Here is a 23072-nt window from a genome sequence, read left to right as displayed (position 1 = left end):
CAAGGAATTCCCGCAGCAGACGAGCGGCGCAGAGAATCTTGAGACGAGCCGAGAACGATGTGGGGCGGGCCGGACCGACGGGAGATGCGTCGCCGGCCGCGCCCTGAAACGCAGCGAGCTGGGGCCCGCACCCCAGAGGTGCGGGCCCCAGCTGCGAAGTACGCGTCAGCGCCGGTGGCGTCAGGCGGGAACGATGTTCTCGGCCGTCGGGCCCTTCTGGCCCTGCGCGACGTCGAAGGACACCTTCTGGCCCTCGAAGAGCTCACGGAAGCCCTGGGCGGCGATGTTCGAGTAGTGGGCGAAGACGTCGGGGCCGCCGCCGTCCTGCTCGATGAAGCCGAAGCCCTTTTCCGAGTTGAACCACTTCACGGTGCCGGTAGCCATTATTCATTCTCCTTCGGGAGGCGGTATCGGGAATTCACCCTGTGTGAATTCCGTGTCGCCGTGCTGATTGACCCGTCGGAAATGAACCTTCTGGGAACCACACCTGCAACTGAGATCGACAGTAGCACGACGCGATGGGCGTCGCACTGCCGATGATTTGAACTCGACCGGCCGACGGGGAATACTCACCGGGCGCGGCGGGCAATTCTCAATTCGCGAGCACAGATATGGCCCCCTGCGGGGGACTCGGCCCCGCCGCGGGCCCCTTCGCCGTGATGAAGGTCACTTTCGGGCGGGGAGGCGCCGCCCGGTATCCGGAAGGCCGCGTCACCCGCGGCCGGCGCGGCTATAGGCTGTCGGACCGGAGGCGTGGCCCCGTCCAGCCGGCGGGCCGCGGCGTGTCGGCGGACAGCCGGCGGATGGTGGAGGAGTCCCGGAATGGGTGTCCCGCATGGAGGGGGCGAGCAGCCCCCGGCGTCGCCGGGGAGAGCCGCGTTGGAGGTGAGTCCGTTGCCCGGTCGATGCGGGATACGAGCCAGGGGCGAGATCAGCGAGACCACCCGGGCGCACTGGGAGGAGGCCCTGTCCAGGCTGGCCGGGCAGCACACGGGTGTGTCCTATCTGGAGCTGTCGGACGTGGCCTTCGTGGACGTCGCGGGGGTGACGGCGCTGGCGGTGACCGCCATGGGCCTGCCCGTGGGGCGGGTGGTGGTCGAGCATCCGCCCCCGCACCTTCCGCGGGTGCTGGAGATGTTCTGGCCGAGCCTGCCGCAGATCGAGGTGACGCCGCGATGAGCACGACGACCCCTGACGACGCCTTCGTGCACCCCGCGCTGTTCTACCGCGGCGAGGAGGAGTACACGCGGCGGACGGTGGCGTTCCTTCGGGAGGGCCTGGCCGCCGGTGAGCCGACGGCCGTGGCGGTACCGGGTGCCCATCTGGAGCTGATCAGGGCCGGGCTGGGGAGGGACGGCGACGGCGTCCTGTTCCTGGACATGGCCGAGGCCGGCCGCAACCCGGGACGGATCATCCCCCGGGTCCTGCGGGGCTTCGCCGACGCCCATCCCGGCGGGCGGGTGCGGATCATCGGCGAGCCGGTCTGGCCCGGGCGCAGCGCCGTGGAGTACCCGGCGTGCGCGCAGCACGAGGCGCTGATCAACGTCGCCTTCGAGGGCCGTGCGGTGACGATCCTGTGTCCGTACGACGAGGCGCGCCTGGATCCGCGGGTGATCGCCGACGCGCGGGCCACCCATCCGACCGTCATCGACGGCGACCGCGAGGAGACCAGTCACGCCTACGACTGGCAGGCGGTCGTCGCCCGCTACAACGAGGAGCTGCCGCCGGCCGCGGACGCCGTCGTCGTCCCCTTCGGCAGCCGGGACCTCCCGGAGGCCCGCCGGTTCGCGGTCGTCCGGGCCGAGCGGCTGGGCCTCGCGCGGCAGCGGCTGCAGGACATGGAGCTCGCGGTGGCCGAGCTGACGACCAACAGCGTGGTGCACGGCGGCGGCCACGGGACGCTGGCGGTCTGGGCCGAAGCGGGGCAGCTGGTGTGCGAGGTCCGGGACGCGGGACGGCTGTCCGACCCGCTGGCCGGCCGCAGGCCGCCGCAGCCGGGGCAGATCGGCGGCCGGGGCCTGATGCTGGTCCACTACGTGACCGACCTGGTGCGCGTGCACACCGGTGAGGCCGGTACGACCGTGCGCTTCTACCTGGATCTGTAGGGAGAGCGGTGGGCGGCCGCTCCCCCCGGGGGGCCGCCCGCCCGCACCTCCCCTCGTCGCCGTCCGGCAGGCCGCGGGGGTACGTCAGCGCGCCGCGCCCGCCGTGCCCGTGCCGTCGCCGTTCGCCGGCGGTTCCGTCGTCGGGATCACCAGCAGTCTGGTGACGGTGCCGTCGTCCCCGGTCACGTCCCGTACATGCCGGAAGCCGAGGCGGCGGCACATGGCCAGGCTGGCGGCGTTGTCGGCGCCCACCATGCCGTAGGCCTCCTTCAGGCCCAGGTTGTCGGCGGCGTGGCGGAGCAGTCCGCGGACCACCTCGGTGCCGAGGCCGCGGCCCCAGTAGGGGGGCGCGAGAGCGGCGATCAGCTCGTGTCCGTCGACGTTGCCGGTCTTCTTCACCTCCGCGTGCCCGACGAAGGTGTCCTCCTGCCACAGCCCCCACACGTCGAACAGGCGCTGCGGGTAGACGTCGTCGAGGATGGCGCGGAACAGGGTGCGGATGTCCGCCTCGGGGACGCGTTCCTGGCCCATCCAGCGGCAGACCTCCTCGTCGCGCAGCAGCCCCACGAAGGCGTCCTCGTCCTCGGGGCGGTAGGGGCGGAAGGTGAGTCGTTCGGTGTGCAGGACGGGTGTCATGAGGGCTCCTCGGGAAGGGCGGGCAGGCGGGCGGGCCCGGGCCGGGGCAGCGCCGCTGGGGCGCGCCCCGGCCCGGTTCCGCGTGGCTGCGCGCGGGCGCGTCAGGCTTCGGCGTTCTCCATGCGCTCACGCAGGCTGCGCGGGCGCATGTCGGTCCAGACCTCGTCGACGTAGGCGGAGCACTCGGCCTCCGTGCCCTCCTTGCCGACCGGCTGCCAGCCGGCGGGCACCTCGATGTCGACGGGCCACAGCGAGTACTGCTCCTCGTCGTTGCGCAGCACCTGGTAGCGGGTGTTCTCGTCCATGTCTGTCGGTCTCGCTCTCTGGGTTCGTCACGGGTGAGGGGGAACGCGGTCGGTCGTACGGTGCCGGCGGCGGGGCGCGGCCCACGGGGCGGGGCGTCACCGGCGGTCGCGGGCGTGGCGGGCGATGTGGCGCAGCGCCTGGGCGAAGTCCTCGGCGACGCGCCGCACGGTGTCGGTGGAGTGCAGGGCGGGCCGGTGGTGCCAGGTGAAGGACAGCCGGCCGCGCTGCACGGCGCCGACGATCTCCAGCGGGTGCGAGCCGCTGTCGCGCGGGTCGTGGTGGCGGCCGAACGAGCCGTGCTCGGTGCGCACCAGGCCGTCACCGGGGTTCTCGGGGCGGGCGTCCCACTGTCCGAGGTAGTTGAAGACGACCTGCCCGTGGGCGGACCGTCCCAGGCGCTCGCGCACCTCGGGCGGGCCGAAGGTGCGCAGCGCGCCGAAGCCGAGGCCGTTGCCGGGCACGGCGCGCAGCTGGCGGCGCACCGACTTCACCAGGGTGCGCCAGTCGCGGGCGGGGCCGAGGTCGGCGGGTTCGGGCACCTGGAGGGCGACGGGGTGGACGGTGGTGAACCAGCCGACCGTGCGGGTCAGGTCGACGTCGTCGAGGACGTCCTCGCGGCCGTGTCCCTCCAGGTCCAGGCGGACCTCCTCGCGGCCGGTCCAGCGGGCCAGGGCGAGGGCGAGGGCGGCGAGCAGCACGTCGTTGACGCGGGTGCGGTAGGCGGTCGGCGCGGCGCGCAGCAGCGCTTCGGTGTCCTCCTCGTCCAGTTCGACGGTGAGCGTGCCGACGGTGCCCGTCTCCGGCCCGGCCGGTGCTTCGGCCGGGAGCGGCCCGGCGTTCACCGCCCGTTCCCAGTAGGGCAGTTCGTGGTCGAGGGCGCCGGCCGCGACGTGTGCGGCGAGGCCTCGGGCCCAGTCGCGGAAGGAGGTGGTGCGGTCGCCCAGCGTGACGGGTTCGCCCTGGGCGGCCTGCCGGTAGGCGGCCTCCAGGTCGTCCCGCAGGATGCGCCAGGAGACGGCGTCCACGACCAGGTGGTGGGCGACCAGGAGGAGGAAGGCGGGCCGGTCGGCGTCGCCGGTGAACAGGGCCGCCCGCAGCAGCGGGCCGCGTGCCAGGTCGAAGCCGGTGTGCAGGTCGTCGGCGGTCTTCTCCATCGCCGCGTCGGCCTCGGCGGAGGTCAGTCCGCTGAGGTCGTGGCGGGTCAGGAGCAGGCCGCGGTCGGTGTCGGTCGCCGGCGGGTTGAACTGGTGCCAGCCGTCCTCGCCGGCGGTGAACCGCATGCGCAGGGCGTCGTGGTGGTCGAGCAGGGCGTTTAGTGCCGTCTCCAGGGCCGCGGCGTCGGCGTCGGGGGTGAGTTCGAGGAGCAGCGACTGGTTGAAGTGGGCGTGGCTGGCGCGCGGGCTGGTCAGGAACCACTCCTGGATGGGGGTGAGCGGCACCTCCCCGCTCACCGCCTCGTCCCCGGAGTGCCGGGGCGCGGCGGTGACCACGCCGGCCAGCTCGGCGACGGTCTGGTGGGTGAACAGGTCCCGGGTGGTCAGGTGCAGCCCGTCGCGGCGCAGCCGCGAGACGACCTGCATGCTGAGGATGGAGTCGCCGCCGAGGTGGAAGAAGTTGTCGTGCGCGCCGACGTCGGCCACGCCGAGGACGTCGGCCCAGATGCGGGCGATGCGGCGTTCGGTGTCGGTGCGCGGCGGCGTGTGCGGCCCGGTGGCGGTGTGGGCGGGGCCCGGTTCGGGCAGCGCGCCGCGGTCGGTCTTGCCGTTCGGGGTGAGCGGCAGGTGTGCCAGCGGCACGAACGCCGAGGGGATCATGTGCGGCGGGAGCAGCCGGGCGAGGTGGTCGCGCAGCTCGGGTACCGGCAGTGCCTCCGGGGTGCCCTCGGCGGGGACGACGTGGGCGACCAGCCGTCCGCCGGAGCGGCCGTCCGGGTCGCTGCCGCCGCCGCGTACGGTGACCACCGCGTCGCGCACCAGCGGACTGCCGCGCAGCGCGCTCTCGATCTCCCCCGGTTCGATGCGGAAGCCGCGCAGTTTCACCTGGTCGTCGGCGCGTCCGGCGAAGCGCAGTTCGCCGCTCGCGTCCCAGCGGGCGAGATCGCCGGTGCGGTACATGCGCTCCCCCGGCGCGCCGAACGGGTCGGCGACGAAGCGGGACGCCGTCAGGCCGGGCCGGCCGAGGTAGCCGCGGGCCAGTCCGGGGCCGGACACGTAGAGCTCGCCGGTGACCCCGGGCGGGACGGGGCGCAGGGCGGCGTCGAGGACGTGGACGCGGGTGGCGCCGGCCGGGCGGCCGATGGGCGGGACGCCCGTGCCCGGGGTGAGCGGGCCGGTCCAGGTGGCAACGACGGTGGCCTCGGTCGGGCCGTAGGAGTTGATCATCCGTCGGCCGGGGGCCCACCGTTCGACGAGGTGGGCGGGGCAGGCCTCGGCGCCGACGATGAGGGTGCGCAGGTGCGGCAGGGCGCCGGCGGCCTCCGGAGCGACCGTCGCGAGGGCGGCGGGCGGGATCAGGGTGTGGCTGACGCGCCGCTCGGCGAGGACCTGGGCGAGGCGCTCGCCGACGAGGGGGCCCTCCTCCCCGGTGACCAGGGTGGCGCCGCTGAGCAGGGACACGCACAGCTCCAGCACCGAGGCGTCGAAGCTGGGTGAGGCGAACTGGAGGACCCGGTCGCCGGGGCCCGCGTCGTAGCGGTCGGCGGCTGCCGCGGCGAAGGCGGCGAGGCCGCGGTGCGGCACCGTCACGCCCTTCGGCGTGCCGGTGGAGCCGGACGTGTAGATCACGTACGCCGGGTGGTCGACGGTCAGCGCGGCCGTGCGGTCGGCGTCCGTGGGCGCGGTGTCCGGGCCGTCCGCGTCCCATACGGCGGCGGGGTCGTCCAGGACGAGCCAGGCGCCGGCGTCGCGCAGCATGAACGCGCGGCGCTGTTCCGGGTAGTCCGGGTCGACGGGCAGGAAGGCGCCGCCGGCCTTGGTGACGGCGAGCTGAGCCACGACCGTTTCGGCGCTGCGGGGCAGGGCCAGTGCCACGATCCGCTCGGGTCCCACGCCCTGGGCGATGAGGCGGTGCGCCAGCCGGTTGGCGGCGCGTTCGACGTGCGCGTACGTCAGCTCGCGGCCGTCGGCGTCGGCCAGGGCGACGGCGTCGGGGGTGTGGGCGGCCTGTCGTTCGAACAGCTCGGGCAGGGTCGCCGCCGGGACCGGGCGGGCGGTTCCGCGTCCTTGGTCGAGGACGGCCTTGAGCGTCGCGTCGGTGGCCAGGGGCAGGGCGCCCAGGGGCCGGTCGGGGTCGTCGGCGACGGCGGTCAGGAGGGTGCCGAGCTGGTCGGCCATGCGTTCGGCGGTGGCCGCGTCGAACAGGTCGGTGTTGTAGGTGAGCACGCCGTGCAGTTCGCCGGTGCCGGTCTCGGCGAACTCCAGGGTGAGGTCGAACGCGGCGTGCCGCAGCTCGGTGTCGACGTCGGTGACCTCGATGCCGGGCAGGTCGAGGGCGGCGGCCGGGGCGTTCTGGAGGACCACCATGACCTGGAACAGGGGGGTGCGGCTGGTGTCGCGGACCGGCTGCACCTCGTCCACCACCTGCTCGAAGGGCGCCTCCTGGTGAGCGAAGGCGTCGAGGACGGTCCCGCGGACCTCGTCGAGGAACTCCGGGAAGGGGCGGCCGGGTTCGACGCGGGAGCGCAGGACGAGGGTGTTGACGAAGAACCCGACGAGGTGCTGGGTCTCGGCGCGGTCGCGGCCGGAGGTGACCGTGCCGACGGTGATGTCCTCGCCGCCGGTCAGGCGGGCCAGGTAGGCCTGGGCGGCGGCGACCAGCGTGGTGAACAGGGTGGCCTGCCGGTCCCGGCCCACCCGGGCGAGGCGGCGGGTGGTGTCGCAGGGCAGGACGAGGCGGACGGTGGCGCCGTGGTGGGTGCGCACCGCCGGACGGGGCCGGTCGGTGGGCAGGTCCAGGGTTTCGAGGCCGGCCAGGTGCTCCTTCCAGTACGCGAGGTGGTCGTCGGTGCCGCGCCCGCGCTGCCAGTGGGCGTAGTCGGCGTACTGCACCGGCAGCGGCGGCAGCGTGCCCGTCTCCGCGCCGAGTCCGGCGCGGTAGAAGTGGGCGAGGTCGCCGGTGAGCACGCCCGTGGACCAGCCGTCGGTGACGATGTGGTGCAGGGTCAGCGTCAGGACGTGCTCGTCGTCGGCGAGGCGGATCAGACCCGTGTGCAGGAGGGGGCCGCGCCGCAGGTCGAAGGTGCGGGCCCGTTCCGCGTCCAGCAGGTCCGCGAGACGGGCGTCGCGTTCGCCGGCCGGCAGCGCGGACACGTCGTGCAGGGTCAGCGGCACGTCCCCGGCCGGGTGGACGATCTGCACGCCGTGGCCGTCGACCGCGTCGAAGGTGGTGCGCAGCGCCTCGTGCCGTTCGACCAGGGCGCGCAGGGCCGCGGTGAGGGCGGGCACGTCGAGCGGGCCGCGCAGCCGCAGGGCCAGCGCGGTGACGTACTCGCCGCTGCCGGGTGCGAACTCCTCCAGGAACCAGAGGCGTTGCTGGGCGTACGACATGGGGGCGGGCGTGTCCCGGGTGACCGGGACGATCGCGGCGGGCGCGGTGTCACCGGGGCGTTCCTCGGTGAGCAGGGCGGCGAGGGCCGCGGGGGTGGGGTGGGTGAACACCGCCCGCGGGGACAGGTCGGTGCCGAACGCCTCGGACAGGCGGGCGGCCAGCCGGATGCTGAGGATGGAGTCGCCGCCCAGCTGGAAGAAGTCGTCCCGCACGCCGGGGCGCGGCACGGAGAGGACGTCGGCGAAGATCTCCACCGTGCGGCGCTCCGCGTCGGTGCGCGGTTCGGCCGGCGCGTCCTGGGGTGTGCCGCTCGCGGGCCCCGGCGCGGGGAGTGCCGCCCGGTCGACCTTGCCGTTGCGGCTGAGCGGCAGCGCGGGCAGCACGACGAACGCCGACGGGACGAGGTAGTCGGGCAGTGCGCCGCGGGCGTACTCCCGCAGCGCCGTGACGTCGTCGGTGCCGACCACGTAGGCCACCAGGCGGCGGCTGCCGGGCCGGTCCTCGCGGGCCAGCACCGTCACGTCGGTGACGCCGGGGTGCCCCGCGAGGACGGCCTCGACCTCGCCGGGTTCGACGCGGAAGCCGCGGATCTTCACCTGGTCGTCGGCGCGGCCGAGGAACTCCACGGTGCCGTCGGGGCGGCGGCGGGCCAGGTCGCCGGTGCGGTACATGCGGCTGCCGGGCGGGCCGGCCGGGTCGGCGAGGAAGCGGGCGGCGGTGTCGCCGGGACGGCCCAGGTAGCCGCGGGCGACGCCCTCGCCGGCGATGTACAGCTCGCCCGGGCAGCCCGGCGGCACGGGCCGCAGCCGGCCGTCGAGGACGTGTACCCGCGCGTCGTCCAGCGGGTGGCCGATGGGCACGGTGTCGGGGACGGCGGTCGCGTCGGCGAGCGCGAACGACGTGGCGAACGTCGTCGTCTCGGTGGGGCCGTAGCCGTCCACGACGGTCAGGCCCGGGCAGGCGGCCAGGACGCGGCGCACGGCGGCGGCGGGCACGACGTCGCCGCCGGTCCACACCTGGCGCAGGCCGGTGAAGCAGTCCGGTGCGTCCTGCGCCAGCAGCCGGAACAGGCCGGCGGTCAGCCACAGCGCGCTCAGACCGCTGTCGTGGACCAGGTGCCGCAGCAGCGCGGCGTCCAGCGGCCGCGGGGGCGCCACGACGACGCAGCCGCCGGTGAGCAGCGGCGCCCACACCTCGAACGTGGCGGCGTCGAAGGCCACCGGGGAGTGCAGCAGCACCCGCTCGCACACTCCGCCGGTGAAGCGGCTGTCGGTGGCGAGGGCGGCCACGTCACGGTGGCGCACGGCGACCGCCTTCGGTTCGCCGGTCGACCCGGAGGTGAACATGACGTACGCGAGCCGGTCGGGGTCCGCCGGTACGGCGACGGGGGCGCCCGGCACGGGGGTGCGCGCGGCGGCGACGTGTTCGGCGGTGAGCCGGGCCGTCGCGCCCGCCCGCTCGGTCAGCGCGCGGCGCCGGTCCTCGGGGGCGCGGGCGTCCACCGGCACGTAGGCGCCGCCCGCCTTGAGGACGGCGAGCTGGGCGACGACGAGTTCGGCGCCGCGGTCCATCAGCAGGGCCACCCGGTCCTCGGGCCGCAGTCCGTCGGCGACGAGCCGGGAGGCCACGGCACCGGACCAGTCGTCGAGCTGACGGTACGTCAGCTCCGTGTCGCCGTCGCGCAGCGCGGGGGCCCCGGGGGTGCGGCGGGCCTGCTCGGCGAACAGGTCGACGGGGCTGCGCGGCACCGTCCGCCGGGCGGTGGTGTCCCACCGCCGGAGCAGCACGTGGTCGTCCTCGGTCAGCGGCTCCAGGGCGGTGACGTCCGCGTCGGTCGCGAGGGCGTCGGCGAGGGCGCGCAGGAGGACCGTGAGGCGGTCCGCGAGGCGTTCGGCCGTGTCCGCGTCGAACAGCCCGGCGTCGTAGGCCAGGTCGACGCCGAGGCGGTCGCCGAGGTGGGCGCGCAGGCACAGCGGGAAGGTGGGCGCGTCCTCGGCGCGCACCTCCTCGACCCGCACACCCGTGCGGGCCGTGGCGGACTCGTCGACGGGGTAGTTCTCGAACACCACCATGCTGTCGAACAGCGCCTCGCCGGACGGCACCTCGCTCAGCGCCTGGATGCGGGGCAGGGCGAGGAAGTCGAAGCGGCGGGCGTCGCTCTGCCGTTCCTGCACCTCGCGCAGCCAGGACACCGCTCCCCCGCCCCGCACCCGGACGCGGGCGGGGACGGTGTTGATGAACATGCCGATCATCGACTCGACGCCGGGCAGTTCGGCGGGGCGTCCGGAGACGGTGGTGCCGAACACGACGTCGTCGCGGCCGCTGTGGCGGGCCAGGAGCAGCGCCCAGGCGCCCTCGATCACGGTGTTCACGGTCAGCCCGGCCCGGGCGGCGCTCCGCCGCAGCCGCGCCGACAGGTGCTCGTCCAGCCGCCGGTGCGCCACGGCGGCGGCGCGGGCGCGGTGCTCCTCGGCCGGCGTGCGGTCGTACGGCAGCGGGGTGCGGGCGGGGAACCCGGCGAGGGCACCGGCCCAGTGGGCCTCGGCGGCGTTCTCGTCCTGCTCGTGCAGCCAGCGCAGGAAGTCGGCGAACGGGCGCCGGACCGGTGCGGGGGCCGCCCGGCCGCCGGTGAGCGCGGCGTAGCGCTCGCACACCTCGGTGAGCAGTTGTCCGGTGCTCCAGCCGTCCAGGATCAGGTGGTGGGAGGACCACAGCAGCAGGATCTCGTCGCCGGGCAGCGCGGCCAGGGTGATCCGGGTGAGCGGTGCGATGGTGAGGTCCATGCCCGCCGCGCGGTCGGCGGCCAGCAGTTCCTCGGTCTGCCGCGCGCGTTCGGCGGGTGTGAGGTGCCGCCAGTCCAGGTGCGTAACGGGCAGCTCCACGCGCCGGTGCACGACCTGCACGGGGTGCGGCAGGCCCTGCCAGTGGACGCTGGTGCGCAGGGCCTCGGTGCGGTCGGCGACCGCTTGCCAGGCGGCGGCGAACGCCCGCGGGTCGCTCACCCCGGACAGGCGGACCGCCACCCGGTCGGAGTAGGCGCCCGCCGTGTCCACCAGGCCGTGGAAGAGCATGCCGGCCTGCAGCGGTGTCAGCGGCAGGACGTCGGCGACGTGCCGGCCGTCGCCCACGAGGCGGTCCAGTTCCCGCTGGCCGAGCCGGGCCAGCGGGAAGTCCGACGGGGTGCGGCCGCCGGCGTCCGGGCGGGCGCAGTGGGCGGCGATCTCGCGCAGCGCCGCGCACATCTCCTCGGCCAGCGCGCGGACGGTGGACTCGTCGTAGACGGCCGGCGGGTACGTCCAGCCGAGTTCGAGCCGCCCGTCCTGGACCACGCCGGTGATGTCGAGCAGGTAGGGCCGGGGGGCGTCGGGGTCGGTGTCGGAGCCGGCCGGGGGCAGGGCGGCGCCGTACAGGCCGTCGCCTCCGCCGTCGGCGTCCCACCGGCCGTGGTAGTTGAAGCCGACCCGGGGTGCCGGGGCACCCGCGAGCGGGCTGTCGGGCAGCAGGTGGCGCAGCGCGCCGTGGCTCAGGCCGTGCAGGGGCACCGCGCGCAGCTGTTCCTTGACCGAGCGCAGGGTGTCGTGCCAGCCGGCGTCGGGGGCGACGGTCAGGGCGAGGGGGAACTCGGCGGTGAACCAGCCGACCGTCCGGGACAGGTCCAGGTCGTCGAAGAGGTCCTCGCGGCCGTGGCCCTCCACGCCGACCAGCACGCTCTCGCGTCCGCACCAGCGGGCCAGGGTGCGGCCGAGGGCGCTGAGGAGGACGTCGTTGACCTGGGTGCGGTAGACCTCGGGAACCTGCCGCAGCAGGGCCTCGGTGGTCTCCGGCTCCAGTTCCACGGTGACCGTGGCTGCGGTGCCGTGGGTGTTGGGGCCGGGCCGTCCGGCGGGCAGGCCGGCGGGGGCCGCCGCGGTGCGCCGCCAGTGGTCGAGGTCACCGTCCAGGGCACCGGAGCGGGTGTGGGCCTCCAGCCGGGCCGCCCAGTGGCCGTACGCCGTGGTGGCGGGGGGCAGTTCGACGGGGAGTCCGGCGGCGGTCTGCCGGTGGGCGGTCTCCAGGTCGGCCAGCAGGATGCGCCAGGAGACGCCGTCGACGGCCAGGTGGTGGACGGTGAACACCAGGTGGGCGGCCCGCCGCGGGCCGCGGTCGAGGACCAGGACGCGCGCCAGGCGGCCCTCGGCGGGGTCGAGGGCGGCGCGGGCCTCGTCCGCGAGGCGGGCCGTCTCGGCCTCCAGGGCGGGGCCGTCGAGGCCGGTCACGTCGTGCAGGGTGACGATGCCGTCCGGGACTCCGGGCAGGACCTCCTGGCGCCAGCCGTCCTCCGTGCGGCGGAAGCGGGTGCGCAGCGCCGGATGGTGGCGTACGAGGGCGTCCACGGCGGGGCGCAGGGCCTCCAGGTCGGTCCCGGGGGCCAGTTCGAGCCGCTGGGACATGGTGAAGCGCAGCGGGTCGCCGGGGCGCCGGCCGTCGAGGTACCAGCGCTGGATGGAGGTGAGCGGCGCCTCGGCGGGCGCGGCCGTGTCCGCCGCGGCCGGTGCCGCTTCGGTGACCCGCAGGGCGAGTTCGGCGACGGTCTGGTGGCGGAAGACGTCCTTCGTGGTCAGCGCGAGTCCGGCCTGGCGGGCCCGGGAGACGATCTGGATGCTGAGGATCGAGTCGCCGCCGAGCGCGAAGAAGTTGTCGCGGGCGCCCACCCGTTCGACCCGCAGCACGTCGGCCCAGATCGCGGCCAGCGTCTGTTCGGCGCCGGGCCGGGGTGCCACGTAGGTGGCGGCGGGGTCGGGCTGCGCGGGCGGGGCGGGCAGGGCGCGCCGGTCGGTCTTGCCGCTGGTGGTGCGCGGGATCCGGGTCAGCGGCACGAACGCCGCCGGCACCATGTGGTCCGGCAGGGTGCGCCGCAGCGCGAGGCGCAGCTCGTCGGCGGCCGGGGCGGTGTCCCCGGCGGGCACGAGGTGGGCGACGAGCATGAGCCGGCCCGCGTGTTCGCGTGCCGTGACGACGGCTTCGGCGACGTCCGGGTGGGCGAGGAGCGCGGCCTCGACCTCGCCGGGTTCGATGCGGAACCCGCGGATCTTGATCTGCTCGTCGGCGCGGCCCAGGAACTCCAGCAGTCCCCGCTCGTCGCGGCGGGCGCGGTCGCCGGTGCGGTACATCCGCTCCCCCGGCGCGCCGAACGGGTCGGCGAGGAACCGCGTGGCGGTCAGGCCGGGCCGGTTGAGGTAGCCGCGGGCGACCTGCGCGCCGGCGAGGTACAGCTCGCCGGGCGTGCCGGGCGGCACGGGGCGCAGGGCGCCGTCGAGGACGTAGGCGCGCAGGTTGGCGCCGGGCCGTCCGATGGCCGGCCGGCCGGGGCGGTCGGTGACGCGCCCGTAGGTGGCGTCGACGGTGCACTCGGTGGGGCCGTACATGTTGTAGGCGGTGACGCCCAGTCCGGCGGCGGCGCACAGCTCGTGCCACGTGTCGGGGCCCGTCGCCTCCCCGCCGACCAGCAGGACGCGCGGGTGGTGGCGGCCGGGGGCGAGGAGCCCCGCGGCGAGGAGTTCGCGCAGGAAGGACGGAGTGACGTTGACGAGGTCCAGGCGTCGTTCGGTGACCTGCGCGCAGAACGCGTCGGGGTCCAGGCGTACGTCGTCGTCGACGAGGTGGACCTCCTGGCCGAGGGCGAGCAGCAGCGGGCCTTCCCAGGAGGTGTCGAAGGAGAACGAGGCGCTGAGCGCGGCGCGCAGCCGCCGTCCGTCCGCGGTGTGCGGGGCGACGAGCCCCTCGCGGTGGTCGTGGCAGAGGTTGACCAGGTGGCGGTGTTCCACGACGACGCCCTTGGGGCGGCCGGTGGAGCCGGAGGTGTAGACGATGTAGGCGGCGTGGTCCGGGCGCAGCGGGGCCGGGCGGTCGTGGTCGGTGGGGTCGTGGCCGGGCAGCCGGTCCCAGGGCGTGTCGCGCAGGGTGTCGGCGGTGAGCACGGTGTGCGGGGCGGCGTCCGCGAGGAGCCCGGCGGCGCGTTCCCGGGGCAGGTCGGGGTCGAGGTACAGCAGGGTGCCGCCCGCCTTGGCGACGGCGAGGACCGCCACCATCAGGGCGGAGGTGCGCGGCAGCCGCACGGCGACCACGCGTTCGGGGCCTGCTCCTTGGGCCAGCAGGTGGTGGGCGAGCCGGTTGGCGCGCTCGTTGAGGGCGGCGAAGTCGAGGGTGGCGTCCCGGGCCACCAGCGCGGTGGCGTGCGGGGTGCGGGCGGCCTGCGCCTCGAACAGGGCGGGGAAGGTGGTCTGCGGGACGGTCAGGCGCGGTCCCTGTCCGTCGTGCAGCACCCGCCGCCGTTCGTCGGGGGTCATCAGCTCCAGTGCCCGCACGTCCCGGTCCGGGTCCCGCACCGCCGCCTCCAGCAGCAGCCGCAGGCGGGCGGCCAGGCGGCGGACGGTGTCCTCGTCGAACAGGCCGGTGTCGTACTCCAGGTGGCCGGTGACGCCGCCGTCGTCCTCCACGAAGTCGAAGGCCAGGTCGAAGGTGGCGTGCCGGACCGGCGGCAGGACCGGTTCGGTGTCCAGGCCCGGCAGCGCGGGTGCCTGGGCGCCCAGGTTGTGCAGGGCGACCATGACCTGGAACAGGGGGGTGCGGCTGGTGTCCCGTTCGGGCTGGAGGGCGTCCACCAGCCGTTCGAAGGGCACGTCCTGGTGGGCGAACGCGTCCAGGACGGTCTCGCGCACCTGCTCCAGCAGGCCGCGGAACGTCGTGCCGGGGCGCACCGGGTTGCGCAGCACCAGGGTGTTCACGAACATGCCCACGACGTCGTGCAGTTCCGGGCGCTCGCGGCCCGCGGTGACGGTGCCGACGGCGAAGTCGTCCTGGTCGGCCCAGCGGGACAGCAGGACCGTGCACGCGGCCAGCAGGGTCATGTAGAGGGTGGCGTCGGCCTCCCGGCCCCGCTCGCGCAGCCGGTCGGTCAGCTCGGCGGGCAGGGTGAAGGTCACGAGGGCGCCGTCCCGGGTGCGTACGGCGGGACGCGGCCGGTCGGTCGGCAGCTCCAGCGGCGGTACGCCGTCCAGCTTCTCGCGCCAGTGGGCCAGTTGCCGCTCGGCCTGTCCGGTGCGGGCACGCTGCCAGGCGGCGTGGTCGGCGTACCGGACGGGCAGTTCGGGCAGTTCGGGGCGGCGGCCTTCGTGGGCCGCCGCGTACAGCTCGCCCAGGTCCCGGCCGAGGACGCCGAGCGACCAGCCGTCGGTCACGATGTGGTGGACGGCGAGGGCCAGCACGTGCTCGCCGTCCGCCGTGCGGGCCAGCCGGGCGCGCAGCAGCGGCCCGGCGGCCAGGTCGAAGGGCGTGGCGGCCTCGTGCTCCAGCAGCTCCTCCAGCGCGGCCCGCGGGTCGGCGGCGGTGGTGAGGTCGGCCACGGCGAGGTCGACCGGGTGCGGTGGGTGCACCAGCTGCCGGGGCTGTCCGTCCTGTTCGGCGAAGGTGGTGCGCAGGGCCTCGTGGCGGGCGACGAGGCCGTCCAGGGCGGTGCGCAGGGCCGGTTCGTCGAGCGGGCCGCGCAGGCGCAGCACGGACAGCGTCGTGTACTCGGTGCTGCCGGGCTCGAACCGGTCGAGGAACCACAGGCGCTGCTGGGCGTACGACAGCGGTGCCGGGGCCTGCGGGGCGCTCGCCGGTATCGCGTCGGCCGCGGGGGCGGGCGCGTCGCCGGCCGGTTCGCCGAGCTCGGCGGCGAGCGCGGCCACCGTGCGGTGGGTGAACAGCAGTCTCGGGGAGACGTCGGGGCCGAACGCGGCGCGCAGCCGGGCGGTGACGCGGACGGCGAGGATGGAGTCGCCGCCGAGCGCGAAGAAGTCGTCCCCGGCGTGCACCTCGCCGGCTCCGAGGACGTCCGCCCAGGCGGCGGCGACCGCCCGTTCGGCGGGGGTGCGCGGCGCGGTCCGGTCGCTGTCGGCGGCGTAGCCGTCCGCCGTCGGGGCGGGCAGGGCGCGCCGGTCGAGCTTGCCGTTGACGGTGAGCGGCAGCGCGTCCATCGGGACGTAGGCGGCGGGCACCATGTGGGCGGGCAGCAGCCGCTCCAGATGGGCGCGCAGCTCGGCGGCGGGCGGTGTCGCACCGCCGGAGCCGACGACGTGCGCCACCAGCCGGCGGGTGCCGGAGGCGTCCTCGAACACGCCGACGGCGGCGTCCGCGACGTCGGGGTGGCTGTGCAGGGCGGCCTCGATCTCGCCGGGTTCGATGCGGTAGCCGCGGATCTTCACCTGGGCGTCCGCGCGGCCCAGGTACTCCAGGGTGCCGTCGGGCCGCCACTTCGCCCGGTCGCCGGTGCGGTACATGCGGCTGCCGGCCGGGCCGAACGGGTCGGCGAGGAAACGGGTGGCGGTCAGGCCGGGGCGGCCCAGGTAGCCGCGGGCCAGGCCCTCCCCCGCCACGTACAGTTCACCGGTCGCGCCCGGCGGCACGGGTGCCAGGTCCGCGTCGAGCACGTACACCCGCAGGTCGGGGATGGCCACGCCGATGGGGCTGGCGGGCCCGCTCGCGGCGCCGGCGGGGTCGAGCGGGGCGTGGGTGACGTGCACGGTGGTCTCGGTGATGCCGTACATGTTGACCAGGCGCGGGGCGGCGGCCGGGTGGCGTGCCCACCAGTCGGCGAGCCGGCCGACGTCCAGTGCCTCCCCGCCGAAGATCACGGTGCGCAGGGCGAGGCGGGCGCCCGTCTCCGGGTGGTCGGCGTCGGCGCGGACGAGCGGGTAGAACGCGGACGGCGTCTGGTTGAGGACGGTGACCCGCTCGTCGGCCAGCAGCCGCAGGAAGTCCTCCGGGGAGCGGGCCGTGTCGTCGGGCACGACGACGAGCCGGCCGCCGTGCAGCAGCGGGCCCCACAGCTCCCACACCGAGAAGTCGAACGCGTAGGAGTGGAACAGCGTCCACACGTCGTCCGGGCCGAAGCCGAACCACGGGCGGGTGCGGGTGAACAGCCGCACCACGTTGGCGTGCGGGATCACCACGCCCTTGGGGCGGCCGGTGGAGCCGGAGGTGTAGATGGCGTAGGCGGGGCTCTCCGGCAGGGGGCGGCGGGCCGGGGCGGGTCCGCCGGCCGGGCGGCGGGCGAGGTCGGCTGCCACGTCCGGGTCGTCGAGGAGGAGGACGGGCACACCGGTGCCGTCGGCGCGGGCCGCGGTGCCGCCGGTGGTCACCAAGGCCACCGGGGCGGCGTCGGTGAGGAGGTGGGCGATGCGTTCGGCGGGCGAGTTCGGGTCGATCGGCAGGTAGGCCGCGCCGGTCTTCAGCACCGCCAGGACGGCCACGACCTGGTCGGTGGAGCGGGGCAGGGCGAGGGCGACGAACCGTTCGGGTCCGGCGCCGAGCTCGGCGAGCCGGTGGGCGAGCCGGCCGGCCCGGGCGTCGAGGGCCGCGTAGTCCAGGTGCTCGGTTCCGCAGGTGACGGCGGTGTTGCCGGGGGTGCGGGCGGCCTGGGCCTCGAACAGGTCCACGAGTGTCTCGGCGGGGCGGCCGCTCTCGGTGCCGTTCCAGTCGGTGAGCATCCGGCGCCGCTCCTCGGCCGTCGTCCAGGCGAGGGCGCGCAGCGGCCGGCCGGTGCCGTCGGCCAGCTCGGTGAGGAGCAGGCACAGCCGCCCGGCGAGCGCGCGCACGGTCGCCGCGTCGAACAGGGCCGGGTCGTAGGCGAGGTCGAAGCCGAGGCGTTCGCCGTGGTAGGCGCGCAGGACGAGCGGGTAGTTGGTGGCGTCGCGGGAGGTCACCTCGGCCAGCCGGATCCCCGACCCGGCCGTGCGGGCCTCGTCGAAGGGGTAGTTCTCGAAGGCGACCATGCTGTGGAAGAGGGGGCTGCCGGACGGCACGTCGCTCAGCTGGGTCAGCTCGGCGAGCGACACGGCCGCGTACCGTCTCGACTCGGCCTGGGCGTCCTGGAGTTCGCGCAGCCAGGCGCCGGCCGGGCGGGCCGGGTCGACGCGGACGCGGGTGGGCACGGTGTTGATGAACATGCCGACCATCGACTCGACGCCGGGCAGGTCGTCGGGCCGCCCGGAGACGGTGGTGCCGAACACCACGTCGTCCTGGGCCGCGTAGCGGGCCAGCAGCAGGGCCCAGGCGCCCTGCACGACCGTGTTCAGGGTGAGTCCGGCCTCGCGGGCGGTGCGCGCGAGGCGGGCCGACACCGCTTCGTCCAGGCCGGCCGTGTGCACGTCCGCGGAGCGGGCCTGGTGGGCCTCGCGCAGGGGCCGGTCGGCGGGCAGCGGGGTGGGTTCGGCGAAGCCGGCGAGGACGCCCTGCCAGTGGGCGCGCGCGGCGTCGGGGTCCTGCTCGGCGAGCCAGCGCACGTAGTCGCCGAAGGGGCGGCGCAGCGGCGGCCGGGGCTCGGCGCCCGCGGTGAGCGCCGCGTACTCCTCGCACACCTCGGTCAGCACCTGGGCCAGGCTCCAGCCGTCCAGGATCAGGTGGTGGGAGGTCCACAGCAGGTGCAGCCGGGCGTCGGGCAGCCGGACCAGGGTCAGCCGCATCAGGGGCGCGGCGGCGAGGTCGATGCCCCGGGCCAGGTCGTCGGCGCGCAGCCGGGCCAGGCGCTCGGCGCGTTCCGCCTCGTCCAGGCCGCGCCAGTCGAGGTGGGTGACCGGCACCCGCACGTCGCGGCGCACGACCTGGAGGGGCACGGGGACGTCCTCCCAGACCACGCAGGTGCGCAGGGCCGGCGTGCGGTCGGTGACGCGCTGCCAGGCGACGGCGAAGGCGTGCGGGTCGGCGACGCCGTCCAGCAGCAGGGCCGCCTGGTCGACGTAGACGTCGTCGGGGCCGCCGACCAGCCGGTGGAAGAGCATGCCCTCCTGGAGCGGGGTGAGCGGCAGGACGTCCTCCACGTCGCGGCCGTCGCCGACGAGGCGGTCCAGGCGGTCCTGGTCGAGGCGGGCCAGCGGGAAGTCGGACGGGGTGCGGCCGCCGGCGCCGGGGCTGGCGCAGTGCTCGGTGATCGCGGCGAGCGCGCGGGTCATGCCGTCGGCGAGGGCGCGGACGGTGTCCTCGTCGTGCACCTGGTCGCTGTAGTGCCAGGTGATCCGCAGTTCGCCGTCGGTGACCACGGCGGAGACGTCCAGCAGGTGGTCCAGCGGTGTGCCGGGGGCGATGTCGCGGCCGGGTGCCTCGCCCGCGGGGGCGAAGTCACCGCCGTCGGCGGCCTCCCACTGGCCGTGGTAGTTGAAGCTGATCTGCGGCAGCGGCACCTCGCGCAGGGCGCGGGCGGCCGGGTCGGGCGAGCCCAGGCGGGCCAGGGCCTCGTAGCTCAGGCCGTGCCGGGGCACGGACCGCAGCCGCTCCTTCACCGCCTTGAGGGTGGCACCCCAGTCGGGCGCCCCGGACGGTCCGGCGGGCGCGAGGGTGACGGGGTACTGGGCGGTGAACCAGCCCACCGTGCGGGACAGGTCCAGCGTGTCGTCCTCGCGGCCGTGTCCCTCCAGCAGGACGGTCACCCGCTCGGCGCCCGTCCAGTCGGCGAGGACCCGGCCGAGCGCGCCGAGCAGCACGTCGTTGACCTGGGTGCGGTAGACGGCGGGCACCCGGCGCAGCAGGGCCTCGGTGGTGGCGCGGTCCACGCGGGTGTCCAGGGTGCGGACCGAGCCGGCGAGCGGCGTGCCGGGGCGGTCCACGGGCAGTGGGGTGCGGGGCTCGGCGGCCTCGGCCGTCCAGTGCGGCAGGTCGGCGTCGAGGTCGCCGTCGCGGACCCGGCCCGCGAGGTGCGCGGCCCAGTCGGTGAACGGCGTGGCGACGGGCTCCAGCCGGACCTCCTCTCCCCCGGCCGCCTGCCGGTACGCCTCGGCGAGGTCGGCGAGCAGGATGCGCCAGGAGACGCTGTCCACCGCCAGGTGGTGGGCGGTGACGAAGAGCTGGGGCCGCTCGCCGGCGCGGGTGAACAGGGCGGCGCGCAGCAGGGCGCCGGTCTCCGGGTCGAGTGCGGCGCGGGCGGCCTCGGCGGCCCGTTCGCGCTCGGCCGCCGGGTCGGCGGCGCCGGACAGGTCGTGGCGGGCGAGCAGGCCGGTGGCCGGGCCCTCGCCGGGGTGCTGGCGCCAGGTGTCCCCGGAGCGGGCGAAACGGGTGCGCAGTGCCGGATGGTGGGCGGCCAGCGCCTCCAGGGCGCGCTCCAGGGCCGGCTCGTCGAGGTCGTACGGCAGGTCCAGCAGCATCGACATGCTGAAGTGCCGCAGCGGGCCGTGGGTGGCGAGGAACCACTCCTGTACGGGGGTCAGCGGCGCCGGGCCCCGCTCGGCGGGGCGCCGGGGGGCGGGCACCCGCGCGGTGCGCACGGACGCGGCGGCGGCCAGGTCGGCGACGGTCTGGTGGCGGAAGACGTCCCGCGAGGTCAGGTGCAGCCCGGCCGCGCGGGCCCGGGAGACGGCCTGGATGCTGAGGATGGAGTCGCCGCCCAGCTCGAAGAAGTTGTCCGTCACGCCGACCCGGCGCGCGCCCAGCACCTCGGCCCAGATGCGGGCGAGGGTCTCCTCCTCCGGGGTGCGCGGGGCGACGAACTCCCGCTGCTGCTCGGCGCCGTCGAAGTCGGGTGCGGGCAGGGCACGCCGGTCGACCTTGCCGCTGACGGTCATCGGCAGGGCGTCGAGCACCGTGAAGGAGGACGGCACCATGTGGTCGGGCAGCACCCGCCGTACGGCGGACCGTACGTCGCTCGCGGCGGGCGGCGCGGCGGGGTCGGCGGGGACCAGGTAGGCGGCGAGCCGGACGTGGCCGTGCGGGTCGGTGACGGCGACGACCGCGGCGGCGGCGACCCCGGGCAGGTCGGTCAGGGCCGCCTCGACCTCGCCGGGCTCGATGCGGTGGCCGCGCACCTTGACCTGGTCGTCGGCGCGCCCCAGGTAGTCCAGGCGTCCGTCGGCGCTCCAGCGGGCCAGGTCGCCGGTGCGGTACATGCGGGTGCCGGGCGGGCCGAACGGGTCGGGCAGGAACCGGGCGGCGGTCAGCCCCGGCCGCCCGCTGTAGCCGCGGGCCAGTTGCACACCGGCCAGGTACAGTTCGCCGCCGACGCCGGGCGGCACGGGGCGGAGCCGGTCGTCGAGGACGTAGGCGCGCACGTTGGGCAGCGGCCGGCCCACGGTGGGCCGGCCGTCGCCCTCGATACGGCAGGCCAGTGCGTCGACCGTGCACTCGGTGGGCCCGTAGAAGTTGTACGCGGCCACGTCCCGCCGCGCCGCCAGCTCCCGCCACAGGGCGGGTCCGACGGCCTCGCCGCCGAGCATGAGGACGCGCGGGTGGTGGCGCGGGTCGGTGAGCAGCCCGGCGGGCAGCAGCTGGCGCAGGTAGGTGGGGGTGAGGTCGAGGAAGTCGATGCGGTGCTCGACGACGTACTCGACCAGGGCGGCGGCGTCCAGCCGGGTCGTCTCGTCGACCAGGTGCAGCGGGTGGCCGTCGGCCATCAGCAGCACGCCCTCCAGGGAGGTGTCGAAGGAGAACGACGCCGTGAGCGCCACGTTCAGCGGCCCGCCGCCGGCCTCGGCGACGAAGCCCTCGCGGTGGCCCGCGAGGAGGTTCGCCAGCGACCGGTGCGCCACCGCGACGCCCTTGGGGCGGCCGGTGGAGCCGGAGGTGTAGATGACGTAGGCGGTGGTGTCGGGGTGCGGGGTCGCCAGCGGGCCGTCGGCAATGCCGCCGTGCGTGTCGCCGGCCTCCCGCAGGGCGGCCTCGTCGAGGACGAGCGCGGGCCGCGCGTCGTCCAGCAGGTACCGCACCCGGTCCTCGGGCAGCGCCGGGTCCAGGGGCAGGTAGCCGGCGCCGGCCTTCCAGACGGCGAGGATCGCCACGATCATGTCGGCGGTGCGCGGCAGCCGCAGGGCGACCAGCCGCTCGGGCCCGGCTCCCCGCGCCACCAGGTGACGGGCCAGGCGGTCGGCGCGCGCGTCGAGCGTCGCGTGGTCGAGGCGTACGTCCCCGGCGACGAGGGCGGTGGCGTGCGGGGCGCGGGCCGCCTGCCGCGCGAACAGCTCGGGCAGGGTCTCCTCGGGCACCGGGCGCGCGGTGGCGTTCCAGTCCCGCGTCACCTGCCGCTGCTGTTCGGGCGAGAGCAGCGGCAGGGCGCCGAGCGGCCGGTCGGGGCCGGCGGCGGCGCCGTCCAGCGTGCGCAGCAGCTGGTCCGCCATGCGCTCGGCGGTGGCCGCGTCGAACAGGTCGGTGCGGTACTCCAGCAGGCCGGTCAGCCCGTCGCCGTCGGGGACGAACTCGACGCTCAGGTCGAACGTGGCGGCCCGCCGGGGCACGGCGACCGGGGAGGCGGTCAGGCCGTGCGGGTCGGGTGCGGCGGGCGGCGCCGGGTGCAGCAGGACCATCACGTCGAACAGGGGGTTGCGGCCCGCCTCGCGGGTCGCGCCGACGGCCTCCACCAGCCGCTCGAACGGCGTGTCGCCGTGGGCGAAGGCGTCGTTGACGGTGTCCGCGGCGGCGGTGAGCAGCTCGCGGAAGGAACCGCTGGTCTCGACACGGGTGCGCAGCGCGACGGTGTTGACGAAGAACCCGACGGCCCGCTCCAGGTCGGTGCGGCCGCGTCCGGGGGTGAGCGAGCCGACGGTGATGTCGTCCTGCCCGGACCAGCGGGCCAGCAGGGTCTGGCAGGCGGCGACCAGGGCGGTGAACAGCGTGGTGTGCTGCTCGGCCGCGAGCTGCTTCAGCCGGGCCGTGGTGGCCGCGGGGACGGTGAAGGTGTGCACCGCGCCCGCGCCGGACTCCTCGCCGCGGCGCGGGCGGTCCAGCGGCAGTTCGGGGGCGACCGCCCCGGACAGTCTCTCCTTCCAGTGCGCCAGGTGACGCTCCAGCCGGGTGCCGGACAGCTGCTCGCGCTGCCAGACGGCGAAGTCCGGGTACTGCGTGGCCACCGGCGGCAGGGCGGGTCGCGCGCCCTGGGCGAGGGCGTCGTACGCGGTGCACAGCTCGTCCAGCAGGACGCCCATCGACCAGCCGTCGGTGACGATGTGGTGGGCGGTCAGCAGCAGGACGTGCGTGTCGGGTGCCTCGCGCAGCAGTACGGCGCGCAGCAGCGGCCCGGCCTCCAGGTCGAAGGGCCGCTCGTACTCGGCCAGCAGCGCCGCCTCCACGCCGGCCCCGGCCTCGCCCGTGAGGTCCCGCACGGGCAGCGGGAGCGGCCCGGCGGGGCGCACGGTCTGCGCGGGGGTGCCGTCGTGCTCCTCGAAGGTGGTGCGCAGCGCCTCGTGCCGCGCCACCACGTGCTCCAGGGCGGCGGACAGGGCGGTGTGGTCGAGGGGGCCGGTGAGGCGCAGCGCCACGGCGCTGTTGTAGCGCGGGTCGCCGGGGCGCAGCCGGTCCAGGAACCACAGGCGCTGCTGGGCGAAGGAGAGCGGCAGCGGCCGGGTGCGGTCGGCGCGCGGGATCGCCTGGCGGGCGGCGCCGGGGGTGCCGGCGGCGGCCCGTCCGGCCAGCCGGCGGCGGAGTGCTTCCTGGAGGTCCTGCGGGAGGGCCTCGGCACGGTTTCGCTTCGAAGACGTCATGGTC

6 protein-coding genes are annotated in these 23072 nt (G+C 75.9%); 2 read left to right on the top strand and 4 right to left on the bottom strand.

What is annotated here, in order from left to right; translation table 11 throughout:
- Positions 1-180 precede the first annotated feature (180 nt).
- Positions 181-384, bottom strand: a complete 204-nt coding sequence (locus SGLAU_RS30840) for a cold-shock protein (protein WP_043505860.1) — start codon at positions 382-384, stop codon at positions 181-183.
- Positions 385-885: 501 nt separating this feature from the next.
- Between SGLAU_RS30840 and SGLAU_RS30835 the strand changes: the two genes are divergently transcribed.
- Positions 886-1179: an STAS domain-containing protein gene (locus SGLAU_RS30835; RefSeq protein WP_043507282.1), complete on the top strand. Its 294-nt coding sequence runs from the start codon at positions 886-888 to the stop codon at positions 1177-1179.
- Entirely contained in the window at positions 1176-2105 is a 930-nt protein-coding gene (locus tag SGLAU_RS30830) for an anti-sigma factor RsbA family regulatory protein (RefSeq protein WP_043505858.1), read from the top strand. The genes SGLAU_RS30835 and SGLAU_RS30830 overlap by 4 nt, the downstream gene beginning before the upstream one ends.
- Positions 2106-2189: 84 nt before the next feature.
- On the opposite strand, the gene SGLAU_RS30825 is transcribed toward SGLAU_RS30830, so the two are convergent.
- The 3 genes from SGLAU_RS30825 to SGLAU_RS30815 form a co-directional block, all read right to left on the bottom strand.
- Positions 2190-2741 carry a GNAT family N-acetyltransferase gene (locus SGLAU_RS30825; protein WP_052413975.1) on the bottom strand — a complete coding sequence of 184 codons (552 nt, stop codon included), beginning with the start codon at positions 2739-2741 and terminating at the stop codon, positions 2190-2192.
- 101 nt (positions 2742-2842) lie between these two features.
- The gene (locus tag SGLAU_RS30820; RefSeq protein ID WP_043505857.1) at positions 2843-3046 is read right to left on the bottom strand and encodes an MbtH family protein; all 204 of its coding nucleotides are present in this window, start codon (positions 3044-3046) and stop codon (positions 2843-2845) included.
- Between the two features lie 96 nt (positions 3047-3142).
- On the bottom strand, positions 3143-23068 hold the full coding sequence (locus tag SGLAU_RS30815) for a non-ribosomal peptide synthase/polyketide synthase (protein WP_043505856.1): 19926 nt from the start codon (positions 23066-23068) through the stop codon (positions 3143-3145).
- Between the last annotated feature and the right edge of the window lie 4 nt (positions 23069-23072).

Source organism: Streptomyces glaucescens (assembly GCF_000761215.1).
Classification (GTDB): domain Bacteria; phylum Actinomycetota; class Actinomycetes; order Streptomycetales; family Streptomycetaceae; genus Streptomyces; species Streptomyces glaucescens_B.
This window is presented reverse-complemented; position numbering and strand designations above follow the sequence as displayed.